The 1826-nt window shown below is 75.6% G+C and carries 2 protein-coding genes; both read right to left on the bottom strand.

From position 1 onward, the window contains the following. Positions 1 to 735 (bottom strand): cysteine desulfurase family protein (locus DVA66_RS19990; protein ID WP_157974186.1); only part of this gene is annotated, 735 nt, incomplete at its 3' end. Positions 736 to 802: 67 nt separating this feature from the next. Then, positions 803 to 1651, bottom strand: a complete 849-nt coding sequence (nadC, locus tag DVA66_RS19995) for a carboxylating nicotinate-nucleotide diphosphorylase (RefSeq protein WP_114561535.1) — start codon at positions 1649 to 1651, stop codon at positions 803 to 805. Positions 1652 to 1826: the final 175 nt, after the last annotated feature.

Genomic DNA, 1826 nt, shown 5'->3' on the forward strand with positions numbered 1-1826 from the left:
CGTCGCCAGTCCCACCGCACCGGCGACGTCGTCGGTGCCCGACCGCAGCCCGCGCTGCTGCCCGCCGCCGTGCACCAGCGGCTCGACCCGCTGCCGGCGGTGCAGCCACAGCACGCCGATCCCCTTCGGCGTGCCGAGCTTGTGCCCCGACAGGCTGAGCGCCCGGACGCCGAGCGCCGCCACGTCGACCGGCAGCACACCCGCGGCCTGGACCGCGTCGGTGTGCACCGGGACGCCGTGCTCGGCGGCGACCGCGGCCAGCTCGGCCACCGGCTGCACCGTGCCCACCTCGTTGTTGGCCAGCTGGACGCTGACCAGGGTGGTGTCGGGCCGCAGCACCGCGCGCAGCGCCTCCGGCGTCACCCGGCCGTCTGCGTCCACCGGGAGGTGCTCGACCTCGAACCCGAACCGGGACAGGAACGCCGCCGACTCCAGCACCGCCGGGTGCTCGACGGCCGAGACCAGCACGTGGCGGCCCCGCGGGTCGGCCAGCGCGATGCCCTTGACGGCGAGGTTGTCGGCCTCGGTGCCGCCGGAGGTCAGCACCACCTCGCCGGGACGCCCGCCGAGCAGCCGGGCGATCCGGGCCCGGGCGTCCTCCAGCCCTCCCCGGGCCGTCTCCCCGACCCCGTGGTGGCTGGCGGCGTTGCCGAAGTCGCGGGCCAGCCAGGGCCACATCGCCTCCAGCACCTCCCGCCGCACCGGGCTGGTGGCGGCCTCGTCCAGGTAGATCACCGGACTCCTCCGCGACGGGGGAGGGTTGTGCACCGAACTCGGTGCAGAACCCTCCCTGCTGATCGGCTCATCGGCGCACCACCACGTCGAGACCGAGGTCGAGGGCGCGGACGCTGTGGGTGAGGGCGCCGACGGAGATGACGTCGACCCCGGTGGCCGCGACGTCGGCGATGGTGTCGAGCGTGATGCCCCCGCTGGCTTCCACCAGGGCCCGTCCGCCGATCCGCCGCACCCCTTCGCGCAGGTCGTCGAGGGAGAAGTTGTCGAGCATGATCGTGTCGACCCCGGCCTCCAGCACCACGTCCAGCTGGTCGAGCCGGTCCACCTCCACCTCCAGGTGCACCGTGTGCGGCAGGGACGCCCGCGCCGCCCGCAGGGCCGCGCCGAGGTCGTCGACCACGGCCAGGTGGTTGTCCTTGGCCATCACGGCGTCCGACAGCGAGTACCGGTGGTTGTGCCCGCCGCCGGCGCGGACGGCGTGCCGCTCCAGCGCGCGCAGGCCCGGCGTGGTCTTGCGGGTGTCGACCACCCGCGCCCCGGTCCCGGCCACCGCGGCGACGTAGCGGGCGGTCTGGGTGGCGATCCCCGACATCCGCTGGGCGAAGTTCAGCGCGACCCGCTCCGCGCGCAGCAGCGACCGGGCCGGTCCCTCCACCCGGGCCAGCACCGCGCCCGCCGCGAAGCGGTCGCCGTCGGCGACGTGCAGCCCGACGGTGACCGACGGGTCGAGCCGGGTGAAGGCGGCCGCGAACACCGCACCGCCGGCGAGGACGCCCTCCTCGCGGGCGACCAGGTCGGCCACCGCGTGGGCGTCGGCCGGCACCAGCGTCTCGCTGGTGAGGTCGCCGAAGGGGGCGTCCTCGTCCAGGGCCAGGTCGACGAGCCGGGCGATGGTGCGGTGGTCGAGCGTGGTCATGGGTTCCTCTCGGGTGGTGCGGGATCGCCCTTCGACAGGCTCAGGGCGTCGGGGGGACGGCTCGGGGCGTCGGGGGGACGGCTCGGGGCGTCGGGGGGACGGCTCAGGGCGTTAGGGTCGGGCTCAGGGCGTTGTGGGTGCGGCTGTGCGCTGGCTCGACCACCAGCGTCCTGAG

Origin of the sequence: Desertihabitans aurantiacus, from assembly GCF_003344635.1 — a bacterium.
Classification (GTDB): domain Bacteria; phylum Actinomycetota; class Actinomycetes; order Propionibacteriales; family Propionibacteriaceae; genus Desertihabitans; species Desertihabitans aurantiacus.